Below are 24,387 nucleotides of genomic sequence, written 5' to 3' on the forward strand. Positions count from 1 at the left end.
GGTCATTGTCCTCCATCATTTGTTTAGTTATATTTTTCACACAGTTCATTTTATCATTATTACAGTTTGAATACTATATTGTTACAGATTATTTTTTTGTATGATTTGTGTCCATCCATTGATTTAATTCACTAATAAATCCTTGAAATTGCTGTGGATTTTTAAAATCAGGAATATTAGCTAATAAAACTTCAACAGGTTTAGTCTCTTGAGGTTGTTTTTTCTGTAAAATAAGTATAGATTTTCGTGCTTTTTCATTTTTAAATAACGTTGTTGGTAGATTTAAAAATGCTTGCATTTCAGTATCTGTAGCAATAAATTTTTCTAACTGTTTCACTTTATCTCCAGTAAAAATGTTACTTGGAACGACTAAAAACGCATAACCTGCCCCTTTTAATGCATTTATAGCTTGTTCAATTAATAAATAATGAGAGTAACTGTGCCCCTCATCAAAGCCAAGTTTCATTTCTTTACTACGCTCATCTACTGGATAATAGCCAATTGGGAAGTCTCCAATTACCACATCTGCTTCTTCTAAAGGCAGTGGCATAATAGCATCTTGAGGGTATACATCAAATGGAATTTCTAAGAAGTTAGCTAAATGTACACTTACTCTAGATAACACTGGATCTACTTCAATGAGATGATGCATCGTTGTTTTATCCGAAAGTACCTCCTTAACAGAAGCACTTAGGTGTCCAGCACCACTAGCGATATCAACAACATGCATCTCCTCTTTATCTTGCATGAATCGTTCAACTAAGAAACCAAGTATTAAACCTATTGAATCAGGAGTAATTTGGTGGTTTGCTTGAATATTCTCTTCTTGCATTAAACTTAAATATGCAAATTGAAATGCTTTTCTTCTATCTTGAAGTGTAGCTTGTTCGAGTAAATCTCTTTTATTGGTGTAAATTTCCTCCATAGCTAACCCTAAATTTTCAATGAAGCTTTGTCCATTCTCTTCATTTAAGGATTTAGCTTTTTCATCTAATGCATGGAATAAGCGTTCCATAATTGTATTTTCTTCAGTCATAAAAAACCCTCTCTAACCAAAAGTGCCCATTCATAATTTATAGAAATTAAACACTTTATCTAACTTTCAATTTCTTAAACAAGTATGGACACTTAGTTAATCACTGTCAATGATACGAATTCAACTTAAATGTTGCGATACGCTTCTAAAGCAGCATCAAAATCTGGGAAGTTAGTACCTTCACTAACAATTTCTTTATAAACAATTTTGTTACTTTCATCTAATACAAAAACTGAGCGTGCTAATAATCTTAATTCTTCCATAACTACCCCAAAGTTTTCACCGAAAGATAGGTCTCTGTGATCACTTAATGTAACAACATTTTCTAAACCATTAGACGCACACCATCTTTTCTGAGCGAATGGTAAATCAACAGAAATTGTTAATACTACACCATCTTCTTGAGATGCTTCTTCATTAAATTTACGTGTTTGTTGGTCACATACTCCTGTATCAATAGAAGGAACTACACTAATTAATTTCTTTTTCCCTTTATAATCTTCTAATGTTATTTGATTTAAACTATTGTCTAATACAGTAAAGTCGGGTGCAATGTCACCTTCTTTTACCTGTTGACCTGACAATGTAATAGGATCATTTTTAAAAGTAATTTCAGTCATTATGATGACCTCCTATATTTTAAGTATTTAATATTATCATACGACAAATTTTAGTAGTAATTCAATTTTTTAATGTAAACAATTTAATTTTCAAATGAGCATTAAACTCTTATACGTATCATTAATTACATATACATCCAAAAAAACTGACATCTAGATTAAACGAATAATCTTAACGTCAGTTACTAAAGATTAGTGCATCAACTGCATTACATAATCATATATATTTTTTAATATAAGGACTGCAGTTACTAAAATAAATAAATTTTTAACGTATCCAACGCCCTTTTTCAAAGCAAAATGAGCACCAAAATAAGAACCTACAATCATACTTAATGCCATAATGAATCCATAAGTAAAATTGACCTGACCTAGCATGATAAAAAGTAATAACCCACCAATATTTGATGCAAAGTTCAAAACTTTTGCATTACCAGCTGCACTTAAAAAGTCAAACCCAAACATGAGTAAAGTAAATAACATGAATGAGCCCGTACCTCCACCTAAAAAGCCATCATAAAATCCTAAAATGATAAACATGATTGAAAAAATGAATGCCTTAATAAATGTAAATGAAGTGAAGCTTCTGACACTACCCCAATCTTTTTTTACAATAGTGTATACAATAACTATCGTTAAAACGACAATAATGAGTGGCTTTAATATATTCGCGGGTAAATAAGTTGCTAAGATTGCTCCAGCTCCTGATGCAATAAATACAAATGGGAAAAGCTTCCCGACTACTTTTAAATCTACTTTTCCAGAACGTATAAATTTAAAAGCACTTGTTAATGTACTAAATGAACTTGCAAATTTATTGGTTCCTAATGCCATTGAGGGTGGTAAACCTACTGCTAAAAGTGCAGGAGTAGAAATTAACCCACCACCACCAACTACTGAATCAATAAACGAGGCGATAAACCCAAAAAACATAATAGTAACGATTACAGATAGATGCCAATCCACTTACTTCATTCTCCCCTTTATTATTTGATGGTTCGCTCGCCAATACTTAATTTTTAAAATAAATCTTCAATTAAAGCATCAGTTGATTGTTCTTTCTCACTTTTATAATTTTGATCGATAGTCATCGTTTCAATATTATCCACTGCTGTTTGAACCATATCATCAAAATTGAATACCCCTTCATATTTCTCAACTTTATCAAAGTCAGGTTCGGTTACAGGATTTTTAGGTGTAAAGATTGTACAGCAATCTTCAAATGGCTGGATAGATGTTTCATAAGTACCAATATCTCGAGCCTTTTTAATAATGTCTTCTTTATCGAGTGTTAATAATGGCCTTAAAACTGGTGTGGAAGTTACATGATTAATGGCATACATACTTTTTAGTGTTTGACTTGCAACTTGACCTAAATTTTCCCCATTAACGATGGCATTTGCACCAATTTTATGAACTAACGCATCGGAAACACGCATCATCATGCGTCGTGTTGAAGTCATTGTATATCGAGGGTGAACAACCTTATTAATTTGCTTCTGTAGTTCAGTAAAAGGAACAATGTGTAATTTAATAGGTCCTACACGCTCTGATAAAATACGTGTGAGTTCAATCACTTTATCTTTAGCTTTTTCACTAGTAAATGGTGGACTATGAAAGTGAATTGCCTCAATTGTAACCCCACGTTTCATTACTTCCATACCTGCCACCGGTGAATCGATACCGCCACTTAACATAAGTAACGTCTTGCCACCAGTTCCTACAGGTAAGCCTCCTGAACCTTGAATAATTTTTTCGAAGATATACACCGCATCCAAACGTATTTCAACTCTCACTTCATGGTCAGGTTGTTTAACATTAACCGAAACACCTTCAACATTCTTGAGTATTGCGCCACCAACTTCACGTTGTAAAGCATAGGTATCTAAATGAAAGGATTTATCTACACGTTTTACATCTATTTTAAAAGTAGAGCCTTCATCAAAATCACGAGCTAGCTGAATTGCTGCCTCATATATTGCTTCTTCTGTTTTATCGGTCTTAATCACAGGACTTATGGATTTAATTCCATAAACTTTAGTTAAACGATGAATAATTTCATTCATATCCGCATCTTGATCCATATCGACGTACATGCGATCGCGTTTACCTTTTACATGGTACCCTTGTAAGGGAATTAACGCGCGTTTTACGTTAGCCTTTAATTGATTAACGAACATTTTACGATTTGTACCTTTTAACGTCAATTCACCATATCTTACGAGCAAATGATCGTAGTGCATTATTTTAACAACTCCTTAACTTCTTCATATACTTGTTCAAATACTTCTTTAAATCTTTGAATATCCTCTTCAGTTGTATGAACTCCCATAGATATTCTTATACTACCTTCTATTCTTGCATCAGGAACTCCCATTGCTAATAGCACTTCGTTAAGTTTCCCACGTTTAGATGAGCAAGCACTTGTTGTTGATATCATTACACCATGTTTTGAAAAAGCATTAACAAGCACTTCACCTTTAACACCTGGAAAGCTAACATTAATAATTTGGGGTGCACTATCCTTAGGGGAATTAATGTAAACGCCTCTAAATTCTTCTAAAAATGTTCTAACTGACTGATTCATTTTATTTAATTTACGACGGGCTTCATCTAAACGACCCATGGTAAGTTTGATTGATTTCACCATTGAAACAGCCATTGGCAAATTAACAGTGCCACTTCTCAAACCATACTCTTGACCGCCACCATGCACAACTGGCTCAATATTTTGTATATTTTTAATAATTAAAAGTCCTTGTCCTTTTAAACCATTAAATTTATGTCCGCTTAAACTCAAGCTATCAACACCATTTAAATCCATAGACACTTTCCCAAGTGCTTGTACAGCATCCACATGTAAATGTGCTCGTGGATAGTCTTTTAAGATATTAACAATATCTTGAATTGGTTGAATTTGGCCCATAATATTATTCACGTACATACATGTGACCAACCCAACTTTATCTGACATTAAAGATTTTAAATGTTCAGTATCAATTTTACCATCACTCTTAACATCAACATATTTAAGTTTAAAACCTTGTTTCTCCTCTAAATATCTCATCACTTCTAAAACAGAGGGATGTTCTAGAACAGAGGTTATAATTTCATTAGCTGTTTCCCTTTTCCTATAAGCGATTCCTTTAAGAGCCATATTGTTAGATTCTGTAGCACCACTTGTAAATACGATATGATACAGGTGATTTAAATTTAAAGCAATGTCTATTTCTTCTTTAGCTTGCTTCAGTACTTGTTCAGCTTGTAAGCCAGCTTGATGAGGGCTATTAGGATTGAAGTACAATGATTGATTCACTTTAACGAAGGAATCAATAACATCTTGATCAGCTTTTGTAGTGGCTGCATTGTCTAAATAAATCACTGATAACACTTCTCTTTCACTTTAATAAATTCTTTAATCGGAAAATGATTACCCCGAACGCTAATCATTTTATAAATTTGGATACTCAAGCATTATACTATTTTCTAGCAAAATTAAAAGAGAGCAAGACAGAAATGATACACTAAGAATAAAAATTCTGTCTTGCTCTTATAAAATATGACCTATTCTTTAATAACTTGTTCTTCAATATGTTTAGTAATTCCAGGTTCTACACTTTCAAGTGCTTGTTCTGAAATTTCGATAGAACGTTTGTAGCGATTATTTTTGAATAAACGCTCCGCTTCGTTAAGACTCTTATCAACATTATTATGATCTTTACGATATCTATTACCATATTGAATTAATTTTTCAGCGTATACTGCATTGACTAATACATCATTCGCTTCATCTTCAAACGTATTCATTTGAATAACGATTTTAGCAACTTTATCTTTTAGCTGTTTAACATGTATTGGGCGTTCGCTAAATTGATTATTAACTTCACGCACTTCATTATCAATTTCATTTTTCATAATGATGAAACGTTCCGGAACGCTTGTTAAGTTTGAAGCTAATAAACGTCTATATACTTCTTCTTTCTTAGATTGAACTCTTAATAAATTGTCTTCTGCTTCTGCTTCATCTTCACGCAATTTAATAAGATGGTTTTGAAGTTTATCTTGTTTCTCATTGATAACTGAAACGTGATCTTCAAGATATTGTAAATTATCTTGAACTTCACTATATCTAACTGCCGACTTAGACATTTCTTTTAAGATGTCATCATAAACCGCAATGAGATTTTGAATTTCATTTTCAAATTGACGGACACTTTGTGCATCAGATTCATTAATATAATAATTTTCACGCACATATTCGATTTCAGTTTGAAGTGTATAGTTCATGTCTTTAGCTTTGAATAAATCGTCTGTAATGACATCTTTCGTTTCTTCGACTTCATTTTTAGCTTTTACTTCATGCTCTATTAGATCATACATCTCATCTAACTTATCATTAATACTTTCAAGCTTATCATTAGCTTGATCTAATTCTAGCCGACTTATCATAGGTTCTACAAAACTTAATTCGGTTTTTAAACTTTGTAAGTTTCCATCAACTTTAACATGATCTAAATCGTATCCTTCAACTTTCAAGTCTCTACAACCATATTTTAAATCTTGGAATTGACCTGGTAATTCTTTTTGAGTTTCTCGAATTAAATCAGGTATCTCTTCCATATAAGCTTTAAGACTATTCATCTCTTCGTGTAGAGCGGCTATATGATTATGAGCTTGAACATAATTCCCTTCTGATTTAAGTGTTTCATACTCATTTAATTTCGGTTCAAATTTCTCAATTTCTTTCTCTAAAGGCTGAGCAGCTTCTCCAAATTGATGACGATTAGCCAATACATCACGTTTCATTTCACGATGATCGACCTTACATTTATCGTATAATGCTTCATTGTCTTTATGTAAAGCTAAAACTTCATCTACTTGAGATACTTGTTGATTATAATTGTTTTCATATTGATCCATAAGTTCATGCGCATCATCAATTTCAGTTTGCGCTGCAGAAAACTTAAATTTATCAAGGTATTCCTCAGCATTATGAATTTTTTCTTCAACGGGAGCTAAGTATTTATTTGTACTTTCTGTGTTGTCTTTTTTCATTGCATCATACTTAGTCTTAGTTTCACCTTTTAAGTTTAAATTTTGTAATTTTTTCAAGTTGTCATCAAAAGGTAGTTTTTCAATTTCATTTTTACGCTCTTCAGCTTTTTCAATTGAATTTCTCTTATTCGAGCGCATGTAGAACATTACGCCTATCGCAATTAATATAATTACGAGTATTGCTAATATGATAAATAACACCATATACTTCTCCTCCTATTTTATCATCTTTCATTATAACGTAAATTCTCTTTTCATTAAAATAGAAAATGTATTAATTGCTAGATTATTTTCAAAACTTTATACTTATTAAAAACTTTCGTATGAAGGGGTATAGTTATGACTAACGTAAAAGAAACAAATTACTTGATGCTTACCAAGCAATTAAAGAGTTTAATCGAGGATGAACATCATTTAATTGCAATTTTAAGCAACACTTCTGCCCTAATCAATGATCATTTAGATCAAGTTAATTGGGTCGGATTCTATTTAATAGAAGATAATGAACTTATCTTAGGTCCATTTCAAGGTCATCCGGCTTGTGTGCATATCGAAATAGGTAAAGGTGTTTGTGGTACTGCTGTTTCTGAAGATGCTACACAACGTGTAAGTGATGTTCACCAATTCCCTGGGCATATCGCATGTGATGCGAATAGTAAATCAGAAATAGTAATACCTATTCAAGTTAATGATAAAATTATTGGTGTCCTAGACATTGATGCACCGATAAAAGATAGATTTACTTGGGATGATCAAGAAGGCTTAGAGCAAGTCGTTCAAATTCTAGAAAAACAATTAAATCAATCATAAATAAGTGTTGACAGTTCTCAATAAACTGGTACAATGAATTTTGTGTGAATTAACGAAAATAGCAGTTGTATATTATCAAGCTCTATGTTGTTCCCGAGGCGGACGTGTCACGTAACTGACGCTATAAGGTGAAGACACATAAAACAATATATCTCGATAAGCATATAACACTCTTTTTTGTTTTTTCATAACAACAAAAAAGAAAAAGGAGGAGTCTCACATGGCTCGATTCAGAGGTTCAAACTGGAAAAAATCTCGTCGTTTAGGTATCTCTTTAAGCGGTACTGGTAAAGAATTAGAAAAACGCCCTTACGCACCAGGACAACATGGTCCTAACCAACGTAAAAAATTATCAGAATATGGTTTACAATTACGTGAAAAACAAAAATTACGTTACTTATATGGAATGACTGAAAGACAATTCCGTAACACATTCGAAATTGCTGGTAAGCAATATGGTGTACACGGTGAAAACTTCATGATTTTACTTGCTAGTCGTTTAGACGCAGTAGTTTACTCATTAGGTTTAGCTCGTACACGTCGTCAAGCACGTCAATTAGTTAACCATGGTCACATTGAAGTAGATGGTGGACGCGTAGACATCCCATCTTATTCACTAAAACCTGGTCAAGTGATTACAGTACGTGAGAAATCACAAAACTTAAACATCATTAAAGAGTCTGTTGAAATCAACAACTTCGTACCAGAATATTTAGACTTCGATGCTGACAGCTTAAAAGGTACTTTCGTTCGCTTCCCAGAACGTAGCGAGTTACCAGCTGAAATCAATGAACAATTAATCGTTGAGTACTACTCAAGATAATCGATTTCTTCAAATTTTACCCCAATTCCTTTCCGGAATTGGGGTTTTTTTAATGCCACTTCCTCATCAATGAAGGTTAGTGGCATTTTTGCATATGCTTTAGCTTAGGCGGTTCCTTGTTTCCCCTACAACTTAAACATTTCTTCAGGTATGTCTGAAATAATTCCATCTGCTCCATAATGTAAAAGTTTCTTAGCCGCCTTAGGTTTATTAACTGTGTAAGGTAATACTTTTAACATTTCTTCATGGGCATGTTTCATAAATCTTTTAGTAACTAACTTATAATTTGGATTCGCATAATCTGCAATCTTCGCAATTTCTTTAAAGTCTGGTAATTTATACCAATATTTCTTTTTACTCAATAATACGCCTAATTCGTATTCTAAATTCATATTTGCTAACTTCTTCACACAATCAAAATCAAATGATTGTAATATCACTTTGTGAGAAGGCATATCTTTTTCTTTTAACTTATCTACAATCATCTCTTCAATACCTGGATATTGAGATGGTGTCTTGATTTCTATAAGTAGCTTTTTTGAAAAATTATTAACTAAATCAAGCACCTCATCAAATGTAGGTATACGTTCACCTTTGAACGCATCACCTCTTTTTACACCAAAATCAAATTCTCTTAACTCTTCTAAAGTATAGTCTTTAACTTTACCTTTCCCATTAGATGTACGATCAATAGTATCATCATGAATAATAACAAGTTGTTTATCCTTAGTATAATGTACATCAATTTCTAACATATCTATATGAAGCATAAGTGCATGTTTATATGCAATAAGTGTATTTTCAGGATAATCATCAGGCAAACCTCTATGTGCTACGATTTGAAAAGTTTGATTTGGACGTGCAATTTTCATGAAAGTCACCTTTCTTTTAATCTTTTTTAAATTACTCTAAACTTAAATTACCACAATGACACAGGAGGTCAATCTAAATGGTAAAGCATGATTTCAAAGTAGTTACTCAATGGAAAGGTGGACGGAATGAGATAGGCACTGTTCAAGGAGATTTGATTAACGAACAGATTTCAATCCCCTATTCTTTAGGCGGTCAAGGCATAGGCACAAATCCTGATGAAATGTTAGTATCAGCAGCTTCCTCATGCTATATTATTTCACTCGCTGCAACTTTAGAAAGAGCTGGATATAAAGATATACGCATTAATCAACAATCTGTTGGCACTGCCTCCTTTGAAAATGGAAAATTCAAAATGGAGTGTATTACACACTATCCTAAAATTAATGTCGACAACAATCATAAAGATAATCTAAAGAAGAGACTACTAAAACTCTTAAAAATTGCGGATAATAATTGTATGATTTCAAATGCTATAAAAAATAATGTTGAAGTGCGTATTGAACCAACTTTAGTTTAAATTGCAAAAGCTATCACAAATTGGAAACATGTAAACGTTTTATAAATGTGATAGCTCAATATTTAGGGTTTTAAATATTCAGAATATTTGCTAAAATAGAAAAATCTTACAGTGGGAGGAATGTTTATGCAGTATTACCAACCTTTATTATTAACTCCAGGTCCAACGCCAGTTCCAAATTCAATTATGAGTGCGATTCAATTATCTATGGTCGGACATAGATCAAAAGATTTTGAAGACATAGCTGATGAAGCATTTAAAGGTTTGAAACCTATTTTCGGTACAAAGAATGAAGTACTTATATTAACTTCTAGTGGTACAAGTGTTCTTGAAGCAAGTATGCTGAATATCGCAAATCCAGATGATCACATCGTTATTATTGTCTCAGGTGCATTTGGAAATAGATTTAAACAAATCGCTGAGACATACTATAAAAATGTGCACGTTTACGATGTAACATGGGGAGAAGCTGTTGACGTTAATGATTTCATTAAATTTTTAAAACAATTAAATCATCGTGTTACAGCGGTATTCTCTCAGTTTTGTGAAACTTCTACTGGCGTATTACATCCTGTACATGAATTAGGTCACGCTCTTAAAAATTATGACGATTCACTGTACTTTGTCGTAGATGGTGTAAGTTGTATTGGTGCAGTTGAAGTTGATTTAATTAAAGATAAAATTGACGTTCTTGTTTCAGGTAGCCAAAAAGCCATCATGTTACCTCCTGGTGTTGCTTTTGTTGCTTATAGTGACAGAGCTATAGATCGTTTTGCTGAAGTAACTACACCTCGATTTTATTTAGATTTAAATAAATATCTTAGCTCTCAAGAACAGAATTCTACACCTTTCACTCCTAATGTTGCTTTATTTAGAGGAGTTAATGCATATGTAGAATTGGTTAAACATGAGGGATTAAATCATGTTATAAAGCGCCATTATAGCATACGTAACGCTTTACGTACTGCTTTAAAATCTCTTGATTTAGAGTTATTAGTTAAAGATGATTCATATGCCTCTCCTACTGTAACGTCTTTCGTACCTAAAGACAAAGAAGAATTAACTTATTTAAAAGATCAACTTAAATCACGTTTCAATATTACAATTGCTGGTGGTCAAGGACATTTGAAAGGTCATATATTACGCATTGGTCATATGGGGAAAGTGTCTCCATTTGATATCCTCTCTGTTGTTTCAGCAATAGAAATTCTTTTAACTGAATCTAGAAATAAAAATTATATCGGCAAAGGTATTGCTCAATTTATGGAGGTTATCAAACATGAGTCATAAAATTTTAGTATCAGACCCTATTTCTGAAGAAGGTTTAAAAAGTTTATTAGATAACAATGAATTTGAAGTGGATATTCAAACTGATTTATCAGAAGAAGAGTTAATCAATATCATCGGCAATTATGAAGGATTAATTGTACGTAGTCAGACTCAAGTCACTGATAAAATTATCAACTCAGCTTCACGTCTCAAAGTTATCGCTCGAGCGGGTGTTGGGGTTGATAATATTGATATTGAAGCTGCAACGTTAAAGGGTATCTTAGTGATTAATGCCCCTGATGGTAATACAATTTCTGCAACAGAACATTCAATTGCAATGATTTTAGCAATGGCTCGCAATATCCCTCAAGCGCATCAATCATTACGTAATAAAGAATGGAATCGCAAAGCGTTTCGCGGAGTAGAACTATATGGTAAAACATTAGGTATCATCGGAGCTGGACGTATTGGTCTAGGTGTTGCAAAACGTGCTCAAAGTTTTGGCATGAAAATTTTAGCATTCGATCCTTATTTAACTGAAGACAAAGCGAAATCTCTAGATATTCAAAATGCAAATGTTGATGAAATTGCTGAACAAGCTGACTTCGTTACAGTTCATACGCCTTTAACACCTAAAACACGTGGCATTGTTGGGGAGTCATTTTTCAACAAAGCTAAACCAAATCTCCAAATTATTAATGTTGCAAGAGGTGGAATTATTGATGAAGAAGCACTTATTCATGCTCTAGACAATAATTTGATAGATCGTGCTGCCATTGATGTCTTTGAACATGAGCCACCTACAGACTCTCCATTAATTTCTCATGATAAAATAATAGTTACTCCACATTTAGGCGCTTCTACAGTTGAAGCCCAAGAAAAAGTAGCTGTTTCAGTTTCAGAGGAAATTATAGATATATTAACAAATGGAACGGTTGAACATGCATTAAATGCTCCAAAAATGGATTTAAGTAATGTTGATGAAGCAGTCAAATCATTTGTTGATTTAGGTACAACTATAGGTGAATTTGCAATTCAATTATTAGAGGGAGCGCCAAGTGAAATTAAAATTACCTTTGCTGGAGACTTAGCCACGAATGATACAAGTTTAATAACTAGAACAATTGTGACCAATATACTTAAAGAGGATTTAGGTGAGGAAGTTAATATTATTAATGCTTTAGCTCTATTGAACCAGCAAGGTGTAACATATAATATTGAAAAGCAGAAAAAACATTCTGATTTTAGTAGTTATGTTGAGCTTGAGTTAACTAATGATAAAGACCAAATTAAAATCGGAGCTACAGTTCTAGCAGGGTTTGGTCCAAGAATCGTTCGAATTAATGACTTCTCACTTGATTTCAAGCCAAATGAGTATCAAATAGTAACTTGTCATAAAGATAAACCTGGCATTGTTGGCCAAACTGGTAACCTTTTAGGTAGTCATGGTATTAATATCGCCTCTATGACATTAGGTAGAAATAATGAAGGTGGCGACGCACTTATGATTCTATCAATTGATCAACAAGCCTCTTTAGATGTTATCAATATTTTACGTGAAACTGGCGGATTTAATAGAATTATTAGTACAAAACTTACAATATAATTTTTAAGGCTACAGAACATTTTAATCTCGTTCTGTAGCCTATTTTTTATAGTAGAATATTCCTTATTTTAGTAACATCCTCAACGATGTAATCAGCCCCATATACTTCGAGTTCTGGCTGCGCTTTATCACCTTTTAGACCTGTTAACGTCCCTATAAATGTAGCGCCAATTTTTTTCGCACTTAATAAGTCAGCAAGTGAATCACCAACTATATAAACCTCGTCTTTATTCACTATATTTTCCTGATGAGTAGCATACTCCTTGTATCTATTTCTGTCATTACCATTCAAGGTAGCTATATAACTAAATGGGTTAGGTTTACCTAAAGGTTGATACTCTGGGTAATCACTCTCAGCATCTAACACCTCACTGGCAGTAACAATGTGTTCATCATCAAAATATGATTTAAGTCCTAATGATTCGAAAGGAATGATTGTTTCTGTTCTAGGACGACCTGTAGCAATCGCTAGATGATAACCCGCTTCCTTTAAATGTTGCAATAATAATTGAATTTCTTCTTGAGGTTTAAGTATCACTTCTTCATAGATGAACCCCTTTTTGAAATCTAATAATGCGATACCCTCTTCTACTTTATTGAATAAATCCTTACCTAAATACCATTCTTGATATGTATCTTTAGCGAGTTGCCATAGATTACTTTTTAATTTAAATAATTCTGTATCATCAATTTCTAATTGATCTTTAGCATATGATTCTAAATCTTCATATATAGCATCTTTCCCATTTCTGAAGGAATCAATAACTTCTAAAGGTTTCTCGTAATCTATCTCTTTATGTAATAAATGTTTATTCATTTCGAATAAAGTTTTTTCATTAAAAGTACTAGAATTTAAAAACTCATATCTATGTGATTGATCAAGTTGCTTAGCAAGATCAATTAAATGAATACTAAATACGATAAAAAGCATATCCCAATTAGAATTTAATCCTAATGATTTTAATTGATTCAATATTTTATCATGTTGAAATACACGTTCTCGTATTTCCTGAATCTTTTTATCATTTAAATCATTTTCAAAATCTATGTATGTTCCACAACCTAAAAAAATACCTTCACTCGTCATAAGTTCTTCTACAGTAATTGCTGAAACATCAAAACAGCGTTCTTCACTCAAAAATACACCATCAACATCAAATAATATGGACTTCACTACTTACACCTGGCCTTTCAGAAAATTCTGATACAACTTATATTACATGTTTAATGTTAAAAGGGCAAACCTTCAATAGATTTGCCCTTCCATCAGATATTCTGATAACTATTACATTTGTTTCTCTATTTCATCTGCAACTTGTTGAACATGTGTACCAATAATCACTTGTGTTGAGTGTTTACCACTTTTAGTAACCCCTACTGCACCTGCATTTTTAATTTTCTGTTCATCTATAATAGAATTATCATTTAATTCCATTCTTAAACGCGTAGCACAGTTTGTTAAACTTGAAATATTATCACTGCCGCCTAGTCCATCTAAAATTTGTGAGGCTGTATGATAGTATTTGCCTTTAGATTCTGAATATGTAGCAGAATTATTTTCAGACGTAGCGTTAGCCGTTGGATCCGCAAGTTCATTATCCCCTCGACCAATTGTATTCAAGTTAAACACTTGGATGACAAATCTAAAAATAGCGTAATATAAAATAAAGAATATGATACCTTGAACTAGTAACATCCATGGCTTATTTGACACTGGGTTAACGAGTGACAAGACAAAGTCAATCAACCCAGCGCTAAATGAGAAACCAGCTGTCCAGTGAAAGATAGCCGCTATAAATAGCGATAACCCTGTTAACGCAGCATGAATGACAAATAAAACTGGTGCAACAAACATAAAAGCAAATTCAATTGGTTCAGTTACTCCAACAAAGAAAGCAGAAATAGAACTTGCTAAGAACCAAGCGTAGACTTGTTTTTTCTGACTAGATTTCGCTGTATGATACATCGCAAGCGCGGCCGCTGGTATACCAAACATCATTACAGGAAAGAACCCTGCTTGATAACGACCAGTAATACCTTTAACTGCATCTTTACCACTTTGGAATTTACCTATGTCATTGATTCCGGCAGTATCAAACCAGAATACATTATTTAATGCATGATGTAATCCAGTTGGTATAAGCAAACGGTTAAAGAAACCATATAACAATGCACCAAATGGTCCCATACCTACTATCCATTTACCAAAAGTAACAATTGCGTTAAATACTGGTGGCCATACAAAAAGTAAAACAATAGCTAAAAATGTACAGAAAAAAGCGGTCATGATAGGTACTAAACGTTTACCACTAAAGAATGACAGTGCCACAGGCAATTCAGTTTCACTAAATTTGTTATAGCAAAATGCTGCAATTAAACCAATTAAAATTCCTACAAAGACATTCCCATTTGTCATTTGCTCAAAAGCACTATTAACATCTGTCGTTTTTACTTGTAATAGAGGTGCTAGTTTTTTAGGCGATAGCACGACTGTGACTATGAAAAATCCTAAAGTCGCAGCTAATGCAACTGCACCATCATTTTTCTTAGCCATACCTATCGCAACACCAATCGCAAATAATATTCCTAGTTGTTCGAGTATCGTTTCCCCTACACTTGTAAAGAACATTGCAACTTGTGGCAAAATTGATAGCGCGTCTAGCACGTGACCTATCCCTACAATAATTGCTGCAGCAGGTAATACTGCAACAGGTAGCATTAACGACCTACCTAAGTTTTGAAAAAATTTGTACATGAACATCATCCCTCTAATAAAATTTCAAATTACATTAAACATTGAAATGCTTTTCATATATTAATAATTAATTTTACTTAATTAATTTACCATAAAATAAGACTTTAGAGATGCACTATTTTTAATTAATTATAACTATTTCGTGAGTTTATGCCTTTTACATGTAAACGTTTTATTTATCATCAAAAATTTAAGAACGTCAATTTTCAAATCTAGGTTAATTGACGTTCTCATATACAAAGCGTTTATAACTTACTTAAATTAGTCCTCTAAACGTTTAGCAATCTCATTGAGTTCTTTTTGTAATTGATTTGTGCGTTTTTCTATTTCTTTAGTAAGATATTCTACTTTTTCATTTCGTTTTAAATCTTTTGGAATATCAGTTGTATCAATTGGTTCACCAATTTTTATCATCGCTTGTCCTGTAATTAAGCCATGAATTTTTTTAGGACCTACATATGCAGCCGGTAAAATTGGTGCTTTACCTAACATTGCTATAGTTGCAGCACCACGTTTTAATGGTGCACCTTCCATAGATGTACGGTGACCTGTTGGGAAGATACCAACTGTTTTATGTTCTTTAAGTAGATTGATAGGTCTTTTTAATGTGCTTGGACCTGGATTCTCTCTATCTACAGGGAAGGCATTTAAAGAGCTTAAGAATTTACCGCCCCATTTATTACTAAATAATTCTTTTTTAGCCATATAATGAATTTGATTTGGTAGTAATGCCATACCTAACATAATCACTTCATTATAGCTTTCATGTGTACAAGTCACTACATATTTACTATCTTTAGGAATATTTTCTTTTCCAATTACATATAACGATTTAGCCATTTTGACTAAAATGACGTCTAAAATTTTACTTATAATGCTGTACATTATGTCACCCGCTTCTTGATTTTGTTTTTTAACATATAAATTTTATCATTTCCCTTAATCGAGAACAATAGACGTCCCTCTTACGTGATTAAAGTTATCATTTTTAAAATTGAACTACCTTTCAAAATACGTCTAAAGTCTGATAGCCGTTTACTAGCCAAATTCTTAAAAAAATTACATAATTAGATAGAAGAGAATATTATTTGGAGGTTACATATGTCAGATCAAACACAACAACATCAGTCACACGACAATTACCAACGTCCTTCATACAATAAAAAGCCCAAATTTCCTTGGTTTAAGACAATTATAGTTGCGCTTATTGCGGGAATTATTGGTGCACTACTTGTATTAGGTATAGGAAAGGTTCTTAATCATACTGTTCTCAATCATGATGGTGCATCTGTTCAAGAGGTATCAAATAGTAAGGGCGGTAACCAACTTGATGGTAAAAGTGATAAATACACGTCGGTTCACGATATGATTAAGGATGTGTCACCGGCCATAGTTGGAGTTATTAATATGCAAAAATCTTCAAGCTTAGATGATTTACTAAAAGGCAAATCATCAAAACCTGAAGAAGCAGGTATTGGTTCTGGTGTTATCTATCAAATCAGCAATGGTTCAGCTTACATCGTTACAAATAATCATGTCGTCGATGGTGCATCCGAAATTAAAGTACAGTTACATAACTCCAAGCAGGTAAAAGCGAAGTTAATTGGTAAAGACGCTCTTACTGATATTGCAGTTCTTAAGATTGAGGACACTAAAGGTATTAAGTCTATCAAATTCGCTAACTCATCTAAAGTACAGACTGGAGATAGCGTCTTCGCAATGGGTAACCCACTTGGTTTAGAGTTCGCCAATTCAGTTACTTCGGGAATTATTTCAGCGAGTGAACGAACTATTGGTGCCAATACATCTGCAGGTAATACTAAAGTTAATGTTTTACAAACTGATGCGGCTATTAACCCTGGTAACTCTGGTGGTGCGTTAGTTGATATCAACGGTAATTTAGTGGGTATTAATTCTATGAAAATTGCTTCCGAGCAAGTAGAAGGTATAGGGTTTGCTATACCAAGTAATGAGGTTAAAGTCACGATTGAACAACTCGTTAAACATGGTAAAATTGAACGCCCTTCTATAGGAATAGGATTAATCAACCTTAGTGAAATACCTGAATCTTATCGTAAAGAGTTGCATACAACAAAGGATTCTGGGGTTTATGTTGCTAAAGCGGATAATAGTAATAATGTTAAAAAAGGAGACATTATTACTCAAGTAGATGGTAAGAAAGTCAAGGAAGATACTGATTTAAGATCATATCTTTACGAACATAAAAAACCTGGTGAAACGATTACCTTAACAGTCATTAGAGATGGCAAGACTAAAGATATTGAAGTGAAATTGAAAGAACAGACACGAACTTCATCATCACAATCTCAAAGTCAATTTGCGCAATAATTGTTTGACCTTAATAATCAAATAAGCCAAGAGACATTAATAATAGTGTCTCTTGGCTTTTCTGTATTTATAATTCAATTTCATTGGATTTATGCGTAAGAAATAACGCAGGTAAAACGATAAGTAACAATGCTATAGTTGAGACTAAGAAACCTGCATGATAAGCTCTTAAACTTTGAAAAATTGATGGATGATTTAGTGCTAACATAGATGCTACTACAGTTGCGATAATGGCTGTACCTAGACTAGAACCAATATTTTCAATCATATTAATCCCTACACCCGCTTCGGCAATTTGTTTATCGTCAATGCCTTGATAAGCATCGCTTGTAAGACCAAGATTTATCCCGCCTACGCTACATCCTCTTATAAAAAGTATCAAAGACAACCATACAATATGCGTGTGATTTGAAACGAACATCAATGGCACTGTACCAAACATGGCTATAATAATGCTCACTATGACAACATATTTCGCACCGATTTGGTCAATCATTTTCCCAATATAAGGTCTTGTAATTAACATACCTAGACCTTGAGGTATTAAAGCTAAAGAAGCTTCAATAGCAGTATAATGTTTAAAGTTCTGGAAGAATAATGGAATAATTAACATTGGTCCCATAATTCCTATATTGGCAAGTAACAATCCAATAGATGACGCAGCATAGTTCTTTTGTGTAAATAAATTGATTGGCAGAACTGTATGATAATGTCTTAGACGATTATAAATACAATAAGTAATCGTTAAAAGTATTCCCATGATAATATATATCATTGGTTTCAAAGTAAAGAATGTACCATCATCAGAAGCTTTCGTCACACCATAGATTATGCTGATACTCATAAATGATAATAATAATATTCCAATTACATCTAATTTACTGTCTTTATTAAATGGTTCAAATTGAGGTACATATTTATTCATCAATGGTATTGCAATGATAACGATAAAGATATTAATAAAAAATATCCAACGCCAGCTCGCAAAATGGATAATAAATCCTCCAAGAACAGGGCCCAATATAGGACCGAAGATCATGGGCGTACTAACCACTGCCATAACCTTACCAATATGGTCTTGCCCTGCTGTTTTCACAAGTAATGTAAACATTAAAGTTGTGATAACTCCCGCACTAAATCCTTGTAAAATTCTAAAGATATTAAATACGATAATATTCCAACTCACTCCAGCTAATATAGAAGTTAAGCCAAAAGCGGCCATTGCTAAAATAAAAACCTTCTTTCCATTAAATTGATTCATAAACCAACCGGACAATGGTACAGCAATGGCGAGCGCTAATACGTAACCTGTAATTCCCCACTGAACAATATCTAGAGAACTATTAAATGTATGATTAAGTTGTTTAATAGCAATATTTATCATTGTTGAATCTAACATTGGAGCGATGGCGCCTAAAGCAATTGCCCAAGCTGCAGTCATTACCTCTTTAGTGACACCATTGGATTGAGAATGAGATGTTGCCATTTGAATTCTCCTTCGTTCAAATTGTTTCTTCGTCAACAAAATATACACTCGTTTTGTTTCTTTATCAACAATAATTCGGTAAAAATTTAGGATACTGCAATTTCATTGTATTTAAGAAATTACAATATCCCCATATTTAATGTAATAATCCTTGCTTTTTTATTTCATGATCAAGGTGCGCATTATATTTTTCGGCAAAACGCATCATTGATTTAAATTCGTCTTCGGTGATATTATCAAACACCTCTTGATCCCTACGTTGAAATTCTTTATGAAGTTCTTCATGGGTTTGGTAAATTTGCTGACCCGCTTCGGTCAACCGAAAATAAACTTCCTTTTTATTATTAGGATTTTTATAACTCTCTATTAAGCCTCTTTGCTCAAGACGTTTCGTAAGTTTACTTATCGCGCCTCGTGTCATAAATAATGCTTCTGTTAATCGCCTTACATTAGGTTCGTTAAGCTCTTCAATTGCTTCAATACAATGCACTTCACTTGGTTTATTTCCTTTAAGCGCTTCTTCCATTTTTCCTTTGTTTAGCCAAGCAATTTTATTAAAGATATCCCGAAAATTTTTCATCATCAATTGTTCTTTATTCACACTACGCACCTCCTATTATTGAAAATAAACCTCCCAACCAATGAGATGATTAGGAGGTCATTTTTTACACATCACTTATTGATAATTAACCATGAAATATTTTTTCTTACCACGACGAATAATTGTAAACTCATTATCAATTTTATCGTCATTGCTTAATTCATAATCAACTGACTGTTGACGTTCGCCATTAATATAGATAGCACCATTATTAACATCTTCACGTGCTTGTCGTTTAGATGTAGCAATACCTGTTTCAATTAACGCTTCAATAATATTTGTTGTTTCAGAAGATAATGAAACTTGAGGTACATCTTTGAAACCTTCTTTTAATTCTTTACCAGTTAATGATTTCAAGTCACCGCTAAATAAAGCTTTAGAAATTCTAATCGCATCATTTAGCGCTTCCTCACCATGAATAAATTTAGTTACGTTTTCTGCTAATGCTTTTTGAGCTTCACGAAGATGTGGCGCCTCTTCTTTAGATTGTTCTAAACGATCAATCTCTTCTTTATCTAAAAAAGTAAAGTATTTTAAGAATTTAATCACATCTTCATCAGATTGGTTAATCCAGAATTGATAGAATTCATATGGACTTGTCTTTTCAGGGTCTAGCCACACCGCGCCTGACTCTGATTTACCAAATTTCTTACCGTCAGATTTAGTTACTAATGGGATTGTAAGACCAAACGCTTCAGTTTGACCGTACATACGGCGCATTAATTCGATACCACTTGTAATGTTACCCCATTGATCTGAGCCACCAACTTGAATTTTACAATTTAATTCACGATTTAAATGACCGAAATCGATAGCTTGTAAAATAGTATAAGTGAATTCAGTATAAGAAATACCGTGTTCTAAACGTGTTTGAATGGAATCTTTACCTAACATGTAGTTGACGCCTACATGTTTACCATAATCACGTAAAAAGCTAATTAAAGATATTTGTCCAAGCCAATCTTTATTGTTGACTAAAACCGCACCTTTATCAGTACCAAATTCAAATAAGCGATGCATTTGCTTTGATAACCCTTGTACGTTAGCTTCCACTTGTTCTTCAGTTTGTAAAACACGTTCTTCAGATTTACCAGATGGATCACCAATCATACCTGTACCGCCACCGATAAGCACGATTGGACGATGACCATGTTCTTGGAAACGTCTTAATGTTAGGAATGGTAGTAAATGTCCAATGTGTAAACTATCTGCAGTAGGGTCAGCACCACAATATAAAGTAACTTGTTCTTTATTTAATAAATCTTCAATACCTTGTTCGTCAGTTTGTTGATATATTAAACCTCTCCATTTTAAATCTTCAATTAATGCATTAGCCATTGCTAACATCCTCCCTTAATATTTTTATAGTTATTATTTTGTTTTGAAAATGGTTACTCGTGAGTGTGTAATTTAATAAAAAGTATTTGATATTGCATTTAATTTATTTTTCAAAAATAAATTTTTAATATAAATCAAATAAAAAAGCCCTTACATCTTAACATGTAAGGGCGCTTATGCACGGTACCACCATACTTTAACAAGAGTTTATGTACTCTTGAAAAACTTTATTAATGAGACGTTCATTAATGAAACGTTGAATAACTTTATAGAGGTGTATTCACATATAAGCAAATGCTAGTTCGCAGCGACCACTAACTCTCTGTAATCTTCCTTAAATGCTACTTCTCCTCGTATCCAAAACATATTGAATTGAATTTAATTATAGATAACATTATTTTAAAAGTCAACTTCATGAATATGGTATACTATACCTAAATTTAGGAGGTATACGATGCACAACAATAAGAATATTTCACAATCTACGGATAGATATGTGCAATTCGAACGTATTTATAAGAAAATCAAACATATTTGTGTAGGCATTTCTGTTGTATTCTCCATAATTGGAATCGCATTGATTTTAGCATTAGTGATATACTTCCATCATTTAACTAAGGAAGCGTCCTCTATTAGTGATAAAGAGTTAAAGCAGAAAGTGTTACACCTTCCAGGCGATGAACTAATAAATCATAGTAACAAACATATTTTAGAAGAATATGATCATTCTCTTAATACTCTGATTGTGGGACCTAAATCTGTAAATCCGAATGTGATAAAAGCACTTACCTCATCTGAAGATACTCTCTTCTATAAACATAATGGTATCTTACCTAAAGCATTAATGAGAGCAATGTATCAAGATATTATTGATGCAAATGAAACATCAGGTGGTAGTACGATTACACAACAACTAATTAAAAACCAAGTTTTAACAGATAAAAAGACATATAGTAGAAAAGCAAATGAAATTATTTTGGCTATGAGACTTGAGAAACTTCTATCTAAAAACGAAATCATATATACTTATCTGAATATTGTTCCGTTTGGTCATGATTATAATGGGGCCAATATTACTGGTATAGCATCAGCTTCATATAGCTTATTTGGTGTAGCTGCCAAAGATTTAAACATTGCTCAGTCCGCTTATTTAGTAGGACTCTTACAAAGTCCTTATGGTTATACTCCGTATGATAACCAAGGTAATTTAAAAAGTAATCGGATATTACATTATAGTATTCACCGTCAGCGTTATGTTTTAAAGCGTATGCTTGTGGAGCGCAAAATTTCAAAAAAACAATACATTAAAGCGAAAAAGTATCGTATTAAATCACACTTACTCACTCACCCTCCTCAACAAGGTGCGTAGTCATAATAAGTAAAAAAGCACTAGTGACTTGTAAAATCACTAGTGCTTATTATCTTTAGAAATGTATTGTTTAAAAATTAGAATAGTCCAATCGCTTGTCCATCATCAGTAACATCCATATTAAGTGCAGCTGGTTTCTTAGGTAAACCTGGCATTATCATAATTGCACCAGTTAACGCTACAATAAATCCTGCACCTGTTTTTGCTTCTAGTTCTCTGATTGTAATTTCAAAATCTGTTGGAGCACCTAATGCTGTTTGATCATCACTGAATGAATATTGTGTTTTAGCCATGCACACTGGATAATTGTCCCATCCATTTTCTTTAAATTGCTTTAATTGCTTTTGAGCCTTACTACTGAACGTAACTTTTGAACCACCATAAATTTCTTTAACGATTGTTTCAATTTTACTTTCAAGTGGTTGTTCTAATTCATATAAGTGTTTAAATGTTTGAGGCTGATCAATGACTTCAAGTACGTGATGAGCTAAATCAACTCCACCTTTACCGCCTTTTTCCCATACTTCAGTTAACGCAATGCGTACACCTTGTTCTTGAGCCCATTGTTTAACAAACTCAGTTTCTGCTTCCGTATCATGTATAAATGCATTTAAAGCGATAACAGGTTCAAGGCCATATTTCTTCACATTGTTAACGTGACGTTCAAGGTTTACAATACCCGCTTTAACCGCTTCTAGGTTTTCCTCTTTAAGTTGATCTTTAGCAACACCACCATGCATTTTTAGTGCTCGAATCGTAGCAACTACCACTACCGCTGATGGTTCAAAGCCTGCCTCGCGTGATTTAATATTGATAAACTTTTCAGCACCTAAATCTGAACCGAAGCCAGCTTCCGTAACAACGATATCTGCTAAATTCCTAGCTGTTTCAGTAGCTAATATAGAGTTACAACCATGTGCGATATTAGCAAATGGTCCACCGTGCACAAGTGCTGGTGTACCTTCTATCGTTTGAACTAAATTGGGTTTAATTGCATCTTTAAGTATTAACGCAAGTGCCCCTTCTACTTTTAAATCTTGAACTGTTACGGGTTTACGATCTCTAGTATAACCGATAGTAATACGACTAATTTTTTCTTTTAAATCCTTAATACTACGACTTAAGCATAAAATCGCCATTATCTCTGATGCCACTGTAATATTAAAACCATCTTCTCTTGGAACACCATTTGTTGGCCCACCCAATCCAACATTTACATAACGAAGTGCACGATCATTCATATCTAATACACGTTTCCACTCGATACGACGTTGATCAATGCCTAATTCATTACCTTGATGTAGATGGTTATCAATAAATGCAGATAATGCATTATTTGCAGTTGTTATTGCATGAAAATCACCATTGAAATGTAGGTTAATATCTTCCATTGGTAATACTTGTGCATATCCTCCACCTGTGGCACCACCTTTAATACCAAAAGTTGGTCCAAGCGCTGGTTCACGTAATGCGACCATCACGTTTTGTTTTAACTCATTAAATGCATCTGCTAAACCTACTGTAACTGTGGATTTTCCTTCTCCAGCTGGCGTAGGACTCATAGCAGTCACTAATACAACTTTACCTTTTTTCTCTCTAGGTTTAATCTGATTAATATCTATTTTAGCTTTATAGTGTCCATATTGTTCAAGTGCATCTGCAGATATACCTGCTTTATCAGCAATTTCTCCAATAGGTTTTAATTGTGATTGATTTGCAATCTCTAAATCTGATAAATGTGCCAAACGATTCAACCCCTTGATCATTATGTAGTATTAATTAATATTAAATTATTTTTGATACGTCTTATATGGTTTATGATAACCGACTTAATTTCAATTGTCGAATATTTCAAGAATTATTCAAATCAATGTTCGTTC

Annotated in this window: 21 protein-coding genes; 7 read left to right on the top strand and 14 right to left on the bottom strand. The window is 33.1% G+C overall.

Going from position 1 to position 24,387, the window contains the following annotated elements; translation table 11 throughout:
• Positions 1 to 88 precede the first annotated feature (88 nt).
• The 6 genes from HMPREF2706_RS04505 to ezrA form a co-directional block, all read right to left on the bottom strand.
• Positions 89 to 1,036 carry a class I SAM-dependent methyltransferase gene (locus HMPREF2706_RS04505; protein ID WP_002453444.1) on the bottom strand — a complete coding sequence of 316 codons (948 nt, stop codon included), beginning with the start codon at positions 1,034 to 1,036 and terminating at the stop codon, positions 89 to 91.
• A 125-nt stretch (positions 1,037 to 1,161) separates the two neighbouring features.
• A complete protein-coding gene (gene tpx, locus HMPREF2706_RS04510; RefSeq protein WP_002434812.1) occupies positions 1,162 to 1,656 on the bottom strand; it encodes a thiol peroxidase in 495 nt (164 codons plus the stop codon).
• Between the two features lie 192 nt (positions 1,657 to 1,848).
• Positions 1,849 to 2,622, bottom strand: a complete 774-nt coding sequence (locus tag HMPREF2706_RS04515) for a sulfite exporter TauE/SafE family protein (protein ID WP_037549441.1) — start codon at positions 2,620 to 2,622, stop codon at positions 1,849 to 1,851.
• Between the two features lie 53 nt (positions 2,623 to 2,675).
• Positions 2,676 to 3,899 (bottom strand): tRNA uracil 4-sulfurtransferase ThiI, encoded by a 1,224-nt coding sequence (gene thiI, locus HMPREF2706_RS04520; protein WP_049427442.1) that lies wholly within the window; start codon positions 3,897 to 3,899, stop codon positions 2,676 to 2,678.
• Complete coding sequence (locus tag HMPREF2706_RS04525) at positions 3,899 to 5,038, bottom strand: cysteine desulfurase family protein (protein ID WP_049427440.1); 1,140 nt, start codon at positions 5,036 to 5,038, stop codon at positions 3,899 to 3,901. The genes thiI and HMPREF2706_RS04525 overlap by 1 nt, the downstream gene beginning before the upstream one ends.
• 182 nt (positions 5,039 to 5,220) lie before the next feature.
• Positions 5,221 to 6,915, bottom strand: coding sequence for a septation ring formation regulator EzrA (gene ezrA / locus HMPREF2706_RS04530; RefSeq protein ID WP_049427436.1), 1,695 nt, complete (start codon positions 6,913 to 6,915; stop codon positions 5,221 to 5,223).
• A 135-nt stretch (positions 6,916 to 7,050) separates the two neighbouring features.
• Here ezrA and HMPREF2706_RS04535 point away from each other — a divergent pair, with 135 nt between their 5' ends.
• A complete protein-coding gene (locus tag HMPREF2706_RS04535) occupies positions 7,051 to 7,521 on the top strand; it encodes a GAF domain-containing protein (RefSeq protein WP_070862217.1) in 471 nt (156 codons plus the stop codon).
• 220 nt (positions 7,522 to 7,741) lie between these two features.
• Positions 7,742 to 8,344: a 30S ribosomal protein S4 gene (rpsD, locus tag HMPREF2706_RS04540; RefSeq protein ID WP_002434877.1), complete on the top strand. Its 603-nt coding sequence runs from the start codon at positions 7,742 to 7,744 to the stop codon at positions 8,342 to 8,344.
• Positions 8,345 to 8,469: 125 nt separating this feature from the next.
• On the opposite strand, the gene HMPREF2706_RS04545 is transcribed toward rpsD, so the two are convergent.
• Positions 8,470 to 9,216, bottom strand: a complete 747-nt coding sequence (locus tag HMPREF2706_RS04545) for a glycerophosphodiester phosphodiesterase (RefSeq protein WP_064212350.1) — start codon at positions 9,214 to 9,216, stop codon at positions 8,470 to 8,472.
• 77 nt (positions 9,217 to 9,293) lie between these two features.
• On the opposite strand from HMPREF2706_RS04545, the gene HMPREF2706_RS04550 reads away from it, so the two are divergent.
• The 3 genes from HMPREF2706_RS04550 (at position 9,294) to serA (ending at position 12,609) form a co-directional block, all read left to right on the top strand.
• Positions 9,294 to 9,734 (top strand): SACOL1771 family peroxiredoxin, encoded by a 441-nt coding sequence (locus tag HMPREF2706_RS04550; protein ID WP_023350109.1) that lies wholly within the window; start codon positions 9,294 to 9,296, stop codon positions 9,732 to 9,734.
• 126 nt (positions 9,735 to 9,860) lie between these two features.
• Positions 9,861 to 11,024, top strand: a complete 1,164-nt coding sequence (locus HMPREF2706_RS04555) for a pyridoxal-phosphate-dependent aminotransferase family protein (protein WP_070862218.1) — start codon at positions 9,861 to 9,863, stop codon at positions 11,022 to 11,024.
• A complete protein-coding gene (serA, locus tag HMPREF2706_RS04560; protein WP_070862219.1) occupies positions 11,014 to 12,609 on the top strand; it encodes a phosphoglycerate dehydrogenase in 1,596 nt (531 codons plus the stop codon). The genes HMPREF2706_RS04555 and serA overlap by 11 nt, the downstream gene beginning before the upstream one ends.
• Before the next feature lie 46 nt (positions 12,610 to 12,655).
• On the opposite strand, the gene HMPREF2706_RS04565 is transcribed toward serA, so the two are convergent.
• The 3 genes from HMPREF2706_RS04565 to HMPREF2706_RS04575 form a co-directional block, all read right to left on the bottom strand.
• Complete coding sequence (locus HMPREF2706_RS04565; protein ID WP_049427426.1) at positions 12,656 to 13,783, bottom strand: HAD family hydrolase; 1,128 nt, start codon at positions 13,781 to 13,783, stop codon at positions 12,656 to 12,658.
• A 111-nt stretch (positions 13,784 to 13,894) separates the two neighbouring features.
• Positions 13,895 to 15,364: an N-acetylglucosamine-specific PTS transporter subunit IIBC gene (nagE, locus tag HMPREF2706_RS04570; RefSeq protein WP_037549463.1), complete on the bottom strand. Its 1,470-nt coding sequence runs from the start codon at positions 15,362 to 15,364 to the stop codon at positions 13,895 to 13,897.
• A gap of 261 nt (positions 15,365 to 15,625) precedes the next feature.
• Positions 15,626 to 16,249 carry a lysophospholipid acyltransferase family protein gene (locus HMPREF2706_RS04575; protein WP_023350103.1) on the bottom strand — a complete coding sequence of 208 codons (624 nt, stop codon included), beginning with the start codon at positions 16,247 to 16,249 and terminating at the stop codon, positions 15,626 to 15,628.
• 216 nt (positions 16,250 to 16,465) lie between these two features.
• Here HMPREF2706_RS04575 and HMPREF2706_RS04580 point away from each other — a divergent pair, with 216 nt between their 5' ends.
• A complete protein-coding gene (locus tag HMPREF2706_RS04580) occupies positions 16,466 to 17,713 on the top strand; it encodes a S1C family serine protease (RefSeq protein WP_049427423.1) in 1,248 nt (415 codons plus the stop codon).
• 67 nt (positions 17,714 to 17,780) lie between these two features.
• On the opposite strand, the gene HMPREF2706_RS04585 is transcribed toward HMPREF2706_RS04580, so the two are convergent.
• The 3 genes from HMPREF2706_RS04585 to tyrS all read right to left on the bottom strand — a co-directional run bounded on the left by HMPREF2706_RS04585 (position 17,781) and on the right by tyrS (position 21,138).
• Complete coding sequence (locus HMPREF2706_RS04585; protein WP_049427420.1) at positions 17,781 to 19,199, bottom strand: DHA2 family efflux MFS transporter permease subunit; 1,419 nt, start codon at positions 19,197 to 19,199, stop codon at positions 17,781 to 17,783.
• Positions 19,200 to 19,335: 136 nt separating this feature from the next.
• On the bottom strand, positions 19,336 to 19,800 hold the full coding sequence (locus HMPREF2706_RS04590) for a MarR family transcriptional regulator (protein ID WP_023350100.1): 465 nt from the start codon (positions 19,798 to 19,800) through the stop codon (positions 19,336 to 19,338).
• 75 nt (positions 19,801 to 19,875) lie between these two features.
• The gene (gene tyrS / locus HMPREF2706_RS04595) at positions 19,876 to 21,138 is read right to left on the bottom strand and encodes a tyrosine--tRNA ligase (RefSeq protein ID WP_002434727.1); all 1,263 of its coding nucleotides are present in this window, start codon (positions 21,136 to 21,138) and stop codon (positions 19,876 to 19,878) included.
• Between the two features lie 454 nt (positions 21,139 to 21,592).
• Here tyrS and HMPREF2706_RS04600 point away from each other — a divergent pair, with 454 nt between their 5' ends.
• The gene (locus tag HMPREF2706_RS04600; RefSeq protein WP_070862220.1) at positions 21,593 to 22,507 is read left to right on the top strand and encodes a transglycosylase domain-containing protein; all 915 of its coding nucleotides are present in this window, start codon (positions 21,593 to 21,595) and stop codon (positions 22,505 to 22,507) included.
• Between the two features lie 77 nt (positions 22,508 to 22,584).
• On the opposite strand, the gene HMPREF2706_RS04605 is transcribed toward HMPREF2706_RS04600, so the two are convergent.
• The gene (locus HMPREF2706_RS04605) at positions 22,585 to 24,252 is read right to left on the bottom strand and encodes a formate--tetrahydrofolate ligase (RefSeq protein WP_070597864.1); all 1,668 of its coding nucleotides are present in this window, start codon (positions 24,250 to 24,252) and stop codon (positions 22,585 to 22,587) included.
• Positions 24,253 to 24,387 lie beyond the last annotated feature (135 nt).

Origin of the sequence: Staphylococcus sp. HMSC067F07 (assembly GCF_001837405.1) — a bacterium.
GTDB classification, from domain to species: Bacteria; Bacillota; Bacilli; order Staphylococcales; family Staphylococcaceae; genus Staphylococcus; species Staphylococcus capitis.

Excerpts from the sequence above, each read along its gene's own strand:
- HMPREF2706_RS04505 (WP_002453444.1), bottom strand. The coding sequence starts at position 1,036 with ATGACTGAAGAAAATACAATTATGGAACGCTTATTCCATGCATTAGAT.
- tpx (WP_002434812.1), bottom strand. The coding sequence starts at position 1,656 with ATGACTGAAATTACTTTTAAAAATGATCCTATTACATTGTCAGGTCAA.
- thiI (WP_049427442.1), bottom strand. The coding sequence starts at position 3,899 with ATGCACTACGATCATTTGCTCGTAAGATATGGTGAATTGACGTTAAAA.
- ezrA (WP_049427436.1), bottom strand. The coding sequence starts at position 6,915 with ATGGTGTTATTTATCATATTAGCAATACTCGTAATTATATTAATTGCG.
- HMPREF2706_RS04535 (WP_070862217.1), top strand. The coding sequence starts at position 7,051 with ATGACTAACGTAAAAGAAACAAATTACTTGATGCTTACCAAGCAATTA.
- rpsD (WP_002434877.1), top strand. The coding sequence starts at position 7,742 with ATGGCTCGATTCAGAGGTTCAAACTGGAAAAAATCTCGTCGTTTAGGT.
- HMPREF2706_RS04545 (WP_064212350.1), bottom strand. The coding sequence starts at position 9,216 with ATGAAAATTGCACGTCCAAATCAAACTTTTCAAATCGTAGCACATAGA.
- HMPREF2706_RS04550 (WP_023350109.1), top strand. The coding sequence starts at position 9,294 with ATGGTAAAGCATGATTTCAAAGTAGTTACTCAATGGAAAGGTGGACGG.
- HMPREF2706_RS04555 (WP_070862218.1), top strand. The coding sequence starts at position 9,861 with ATGCAGTATTACCAACCTTTATTATTAACTCCAGGTCCAACGCCAGTT.
- serA (WP_070862219.1), top strand. The coding sequence starts at position 11,014 with ATGAGTCATAAAATTTTAGTATCAGACCCTATTTCTGAAGAAGGTTTA.
- nagE (WP_037549463.1), bottom strand. The coding sequence starts at position 15,364 with ATGTACAAATTTTTTCAAAACTTAGGTAGGTCGTTAATGCTACCTGTT.
- HMPREF2706_RS04575 (WP_023350103.1), bottom strand. The coding sequence starts at position 16,249 with ATGTACAGCATTATAAGTAAAATTTTAGACGTCATTTTAGTCAAAATG.
- HMPREF2706_RS04580 (WP_049427423.1), top strand. The coding sequence starts at position 16,466 with ATGTCAGATCAAACACAACAACATCAGTCACACGACAATTACCAACGT.
- HMPREF2706_RS04585 (WP_049427420.1), bottom strand. The coding sequence starts at position 19,199 with ATGGCAACATCTCATTCTCAATCCAATGGTGTCACTAAAGAGGTAATG.
- tyrS (WP_002434727.1), bottom strand. The coding sequence starts at position 21,138 with ATGGCTAATGCATTAATTGAAGATTTAAAATGGAGAGGTTTAATATAT.
- HMPREF2706_RS04600 (WP_070862220.1), top strand. The coding sequence starts at position 21,593 with ATGCACAACAATAAGAATATTTCACAATCTACGGATAGATATGTGCAA.